This window comes from Chamaesiphon sp. VAR_69_metabat_338 (genome assembly GCF_031423935.1).
GTDB lineage: Bacteria > Cyanobacteriota > Cyanobacteriia > Cyanobacteriales > Chamaesiphonaceae > Chamaesiphon.
In genome coordinates this window covers 1-4754 of sequence record NZ_JANPGM010000645.1, presented here as the reverse complement: position 1 = coordinate 4754, position 4754 = coordinate 1, and the positions used below count along the sequence as shown (strand labels likewise).

The window sequence follows — 4754 nt, the reverse complement described above, 5'->3', positions numbered from 1 at the left end:
CCCCCCCAGCATCGAAGAGATCCAAGAGATTGGGCGATTGTCCCATTAAAGTATCAATGAAACTCTCCTTTGACTCAGGCGATCCCGTGGCGGATTGCGACATCCGCTCGATCCCCATCGAGCGCAGGTGAGCTAATTTCGATCGATAGCTGTAGTCAGGAATATCTTCAAGTATCGAGATACGATCGAAAAATACCTGTCCGAGCAGTTCGCAAGCGTTCCGCAACTCATAGGATACGAATTTGGCTGTTTGATGATGACAGGTAATAATTCCCCACAAGCGTCCATCTTTGATGAGGGAAATCGTCAAGGATGCACTGGCACCCATATTTTGAAGGTATTCAGCGTGACAGGGATCGGGACTGCGGAGCATGGAGTGGCTTAGATCTGTAAGCTGCTCCGTTAGCGGATTGAGAGCGGGAATCAGTTGCACTGACTCAGCCCTAACGTCGGAGACTGCCCGAATCCGGTTGGAGAGAAACATTTCCCGTGCTGGTTGGGGAATATCTGATTCGGGGAAATGCAAGCCCAGATAAGAATCCATTGCCTCAACTCGATCCTCGGCGATGACTTCACCATGTCCATCCGCAGCGAATTTATAGAGCATGACTCGATCGAATCCAGTTAACTTCCGCACTTCTGCGACCATAATTCGACCGAAAGCAGGTAAATCGGCAGTTGCTGTCAATTGACTATTGGCAACGCCTCGCCCTTGCATAATCGAGGCTTTAGCTAAATGATAAAAACTTTGGAAGGGAATATGCTCGTCTTTTTGGGTTGGTTCCAATTCTAGAATTAGATAGCCATCGGGATTTCGATGAAAAACAGCATCAAAGATCCGGTAATTATCCTTAGACTTTTGTACCCATACTTTCGTATAGTTGCTACGATCGAAAATCTGTTCTGCCAATCCCGCTCGAAATTGCTCGACCTGGAAAATATCTAAAAACTTCTCTAATGGCTGTCCGATGACGCGACTTGGTGCGACTTCAAATGCGCCGATCGTATTATTGCTAACTTGTAAAATCTTTAAATCTGGCTCTTGTAAAACCAGCAATATGCCATGAGATTGAATCTCCGTCAAAACATGGACTGACGGAGATTTTAAACTGATGGCATTGAAATTTTGACGATCTGAATTAGTGCCTGCCATAATTAATTCCATCACTCTATACTTAGCAAGTCGATTACCTACGGTAGGCTACGCCAACGATTTTATTTGGAAAGAAACTTGAAAAATTTGGTCGATTCTTTAGAGGAGCGCACGAGAGCATCTCCGTTGGAGAGGCTACGCCAACGCGAGGAAGATACCTGGCACATGTGTTCGAGTCAGCGGCTCGCTCAATCTTGAGGAAACCTCCAGATTGAGCGAGACAAGACAGCGATTCGTGTTCGGGCGATCGATATGGAATATTTTCCTATTTATTCTCGCTATTTCCCTAATTCTCCGTTCTCATCTGACAAATTTTGTTGCCCGATTCCTAGCTGTGTTTTGCTGCGTTTGAGTTCCTGCCACAGGGTTTTGATTTGTTGGTAAGATGCTAATGGGGTCAGCTTACCAGCAGTTTCTAAGCTACAAATATAGCTAATTTTTTGAGTAAATTCTTGCAGGTTACTATTAAAAGCTAGATCTTTAGGTTGAAATTCACCGCGATCGCGATCGTTTGGATATAAAAAGGAATCACTTTGCTCTGACATCAGCTTTTAGTCCTCCAGATCGTGTTCTATTGTCAGTCGATTTGGCTGACAGCGTTTCACCTGGGTTTTAATTTCTTGGGCAGATTCACTTTGAAGATCTTCAACATAGCCAGACACCGCTCGATTTGCTAACTCTGCACCACCAAATGGGCCAAAGTAGTAAGTACATCGGGGCTGAGTTGTCAAAACTTCGACCCACCAAGCCTGTCCCAAGAAATCTAGAGCATTAGTCCAGATCTCGTCGGTCTTCACCAGTATTTTGTTGTTTAGAATTAGATTTATTATCAATCGTAATAAAGAAAAATATTTTCCCTTTATTCTGTCGATCCTTGCGAAATTATTATACTCTAACTGTACAGAATATTGTTTAAAAGTTAATCAGTCAATAGGGGTAGCTTAGAGTTCTACTGCAAGAATTATTATAATAGTAACGGTCTTATCTGTGCAGAATTTTTTATCGATCGTGCGCCGTCATTCAATTTATATTGTTGTGGCGGAGTAATTCAGCATCGTCAATTCAAATTTCCGTTCTCAACTACCCGATCGATCCTAAATGCGATCGCCAGTCTAAAATTAAGCTCAGATGCTGCTCTCCAACTTTTGCGGCGTTTTGACCAGCACAGAGATCGCCAACGAACCTACGGCAATAATTTTGATGACGGCATTTAACGCGTGTGCATACTCCCATCGATCGCGATATCGCGTCCAATCTGCTGGAATGGGATTAGTCAACCAGTTGGCGAATTCAGCGTTCATTGGGGCAATAAATGCGATCCAACTCACAAACGCCAGCACTAATAAAATTGCCCCGATCGATGTCTAGTAAAAAGCCGCACCCCGATTCTCATTCTGAGAGGCTACGCCAACGCGAACGAGAAATGTCAATATAATTGCCGTTATAATTGCTGTAATTTCAAAAAATGCACCAACTGTGCCAAACAACTTATAAACATTTTCAACAACCGTCACTTTTACCCAAAATTGCTGGTCAAACTGCATTCTTTGTGGCAACTCTAGCAAATGCGTCATCGATAAACTGAGACTAAATGAAGCTAGCATCAGGGTGATGAATTGCCAAATTTTGATGAATGTCATTTTGTCATACCTCACATTTGTCAATGCAAATATCTACCATGAGCAGCAAAGTCAAACCATTTCATTGTGACAACGAAAACGTTTTCAATGCTGCCAACCATCCAATTAAAGTGAGAGCATCCCGCACGTAGTTCAGATATATCCACCGCGATACCATCGTCGAGACAGTGGCTGCGGGCATCTCGGTATTCATCAGTTTGATGGCGGTCGGAATAAAGAAGATCTCTGGGATGTATTGGGTCATTACGGTTTCATTTTAAAGTTTTATTCGCGGTGAATTATGTGTGAAAAAGCACTACTATTCAATGACAAAAGTGCAATTTATATCACCTCTGTCATTGAATGATTATGTTGCTTGCTTCATCGCACTCTCATCCATAAAAAAGATTTCCCACAGATGACCATCTAAATCTTGGAATCCATGTTGATACATAGCACCCATGTCCATTGGTTTTTTGTAGGTCGTTCCACCCGCCGCTATCGCCTTGGCAACCATTGCATCGACTTTGGCTCGGCTACAAGATAAAGACACAAGTACCTCTGTACTTTTAGATGCGTCACAAATTCCTTTTGGGGTGAAGGTCTGGAAATACTTCTCTACCAGCAACATGACGAAGATGTTTTTATCCACAATCATGCAAGTGGCATCTTCATTCGTAAACTGTGGATTGAAAGTGAAGTCGAGCTTAGTAAAGAACTCCACAGATTTATTGAGATCTTTTACTGGAAGATTTACAAAGATTTGGCGTGTCATAGTTTTTCCTTTTGAAGTTATATTGCTGGTTGAATTAATAAATGTTCATTAAATCTGTCGTGGATCGGTACGATCGCTAGTTGATAATTGGCGACTTCTTGCAAAACAATTTCATAGATGTCGAGTTTTGATTCTCGCAAGCGAGAGGCTACCGCCAACGGGGTCGATTACCAGTTGTTGTTGCGCCCATCTGACGATTCGCCAGAGGAGTTACTAATCGTCTCCGACAAAGCATCGATGCCTTTCTCTAAATTCAGAATAGTACTCAACACGATCGCATCAAACTTTGGTGTCAGGACATTGGTCGATCCAATGTCCTAGTTGCTGTTTAAATTGTCAGACTCTAGAACCGTAAACCAGCCCCAACAGTTATATTTGTGGTTCGATCCTGACCGTTACTTAACGGTACGCTTACGGCTCCTTTTAATCGGAGGCTATCAGTGAGATCCAGATCGACTCCACCAACCAAACCAAAGCTTGTGGCACTATTGCCATTGCCATTGCTATTGCCAGTATTGAAGTCTACCGAACCACCAACAAAAGGAGTAATTTGGAGGGTCTTAGCATTGTTGCTGAGAGTGATATCGTAGGTTAATGCCGTACCAAACTTAGTACCACTATTAGGAAAATAGACGAATGGACGCAGGGACAAATTATCACTGATTCCAAATTTAGAATCAACCCCAAACACGGTTTGTCCGCCACCAAATTCGACCGATGGCCCGATCGAACTTTTACTAAGTTGGGCGGTAGCTGGCTTACTCATGCCGAAAGTGGCAACTGAAGAACAAAGGAGAGCTAAGGCAATAACGATCTGTTTTTTCATGATGAGTTCTCTGTTTTTTTAATTGAATTGGTTTAGCGATTGTGGTTATATTCACCACGATTGCGGTTGTATTCACCACGGTTGTATCCACCATTGCGGTTGTATTCACCACGATTGCGGTTATATTCACCACGGTTGTATCCACCATTGCGGTTGTATTCACCACGGTTATATCTACCACGGTCGTATTCACCATTACGGCGTTCCCAACGTCGTTGCTGCATCCTCAAGTCACGGCGATACTGCCATTCTTCACGGCGAGTATAACCTCGTTCGCCGATGCGGAAAATAATTTGGGAGTGGAGATTTTTGGCTGGTTGTTGGAGCGATGATGGTTGAATATTTGCACTCATCGCTTCAGACTTGGGGGCAATAGAGATT

The 4754-nt window shown here is 43.2% G+C and carries 9 protein-coding genes and 1 pseudogene; all 10 read right to left on the bottom strand.

Annotation, left to right across the window (positions count from 1 at the left end; all coding sequences use genetic code 11):
* Window positions 1-1153: GAF domain-containing protein (locus tag RMO84_RS17770; protein WP_310489769.1), on the bottom strand; the 1153-nt coding region annotated here is incomplete at its 3' end.
* 278 nt (window positions 1154-1431) lie between these two features.
* Window positions 1432-1698 carry a hypothetical protein gene (locus RMO84_RS17765; RefSeq protein WP_310489768.1) on the bottom strand — a complete coding sequence of 89 codons (267 nt, stop codon included), beginning with the start codon at window positions 1696-1698 and terminating at the stop codon, window positions 1432-1434.
* A 6-nt stretch (window positions 1699-1704) separates the two neighbouring features.
* A complete protein-coding gene (locus RMO84_RS17760; protein ID WP_310489767.1) occupies window positions 1705-1950 on the bottom strand; it encodes a DUF1816 domain-containing protein in 246 nt (81 codons plus the stop codon).
* A 327-nt stretch (window positions 1951-2277) separates the two neighbouring features.
* Window positions 2278-2454 (bottom strand): hypothetical protein, encoded by a 177-nt coding sequence (locus tag RMO84_RS17755; protein ID WP_310489766.1) that lies wholly within the window; start codon window positions 2452-2454, stop codon window positions 2278-2280.
* 63 nt (window positions 2455-2517) lie between these two features.
* Window positions 2518-2793, bottom strand: a complete 276-nt coding sequence (locus RMO84_RS17750) for a hypothetical protein (protein WP_310489765.1) — start codon at window positions 2791-2793, stop codon at window positions 2518-2520.
* 61 nt (window positions 2794-2854) lie between these two features.
* Window positions 2855-3037: a hypothetical protein gene (locus RMO84_RS17745; RefSeq protein WP_310489764.1), complete on the bottom strand. Its 183-nt coding sequence runs from the start codon at window positions 3035-3037 to the stop codon at window positions 2855-2857.
* Window positions 3038-3139: 102 nt separating this feature from the next.
* Window positions 3140-3547, bottom strand: a complete 408-nt coding sequence (locus tag RMO84_RS17740) for a VOC family protein (protein ID WP_310489763.1) — start codon at window positions 3545-3547, stop codon at window positions 3140-3142.
* A 17-nt stretch (window positions 3548-3564) separates the two neighbouring features.
* Window positions 3565-3705 (bottom strand): hypothetical protein, encoded by a 141-nt coding sequence (locus RMO84_RS17735; protein ID WP_310489762.1) that lies wholly within the window; start codon window positions 3703-3705, stop codon window positions 3565-3567.
* Between the two features lie 185 nt (window positions 3706-3890).
* Window positions 3891-4373, bottom strand: coding sequence for a hypothetical protein (locus RMO84_RS17730; protein ID WP_310489761.1), 483 nt, complete (start codon window positions 4371-4373; stop codon window positions 3891-3893).
* Window positions 4374-4405: 32 nt separating this feature from the next.
* Window positions 4406-4754: pseudogene (locus RMO84_RS17725) on the bottom strand (hypothetical protein); the annotation flags it as partial.

Bases quoted from the DNA above. Each gene is read 5' to 3' on its own strand.
- RMO84_RS17765 (WP_310489768.1), bottom strand. From the start codon at position 1,698: ATGTCAGAGCAAAGTGATTCCTTTTTATATCCAAACGATCGCGATCGC.
- RMO84_RS17755 (WP_310489766.1), bottom strand. From the start codon at position 2,454: ATGAACGCTGAATTCGCCAACTGGTTGACTAATCCCATTCCAGCAGAT.
- RMO84_RS17750 (WP_310489765.1), bottom strand. From the start codon at position 2,793: ATGACATTCATCAAAATTTGGCAATTCATCACCCTGATGCTAGCTTCA.
- RMO84_RS17745 (WP_310489764.1), bottom strand. From the start codon at position 3,037: ATGACCCAATACATCCCAGAGATCTTCTTTATTCCGACCGCCATCAAA.
- RMO84_RS17740 (WP_310489763.1), bottom strand. From the start codon at position 3,547: ATGACACGCCAAATCTTTGTAAATCTTCCAGTAAAAGATCTCAATAAA.
- RMO84_RS17730 (WP_310489761.1), bottom strand. From the start codon at position 4,373: ATGAAAAAACAGATCGTTATTGCCTTAGCTCTCCTTTGTTCTTCAGTT.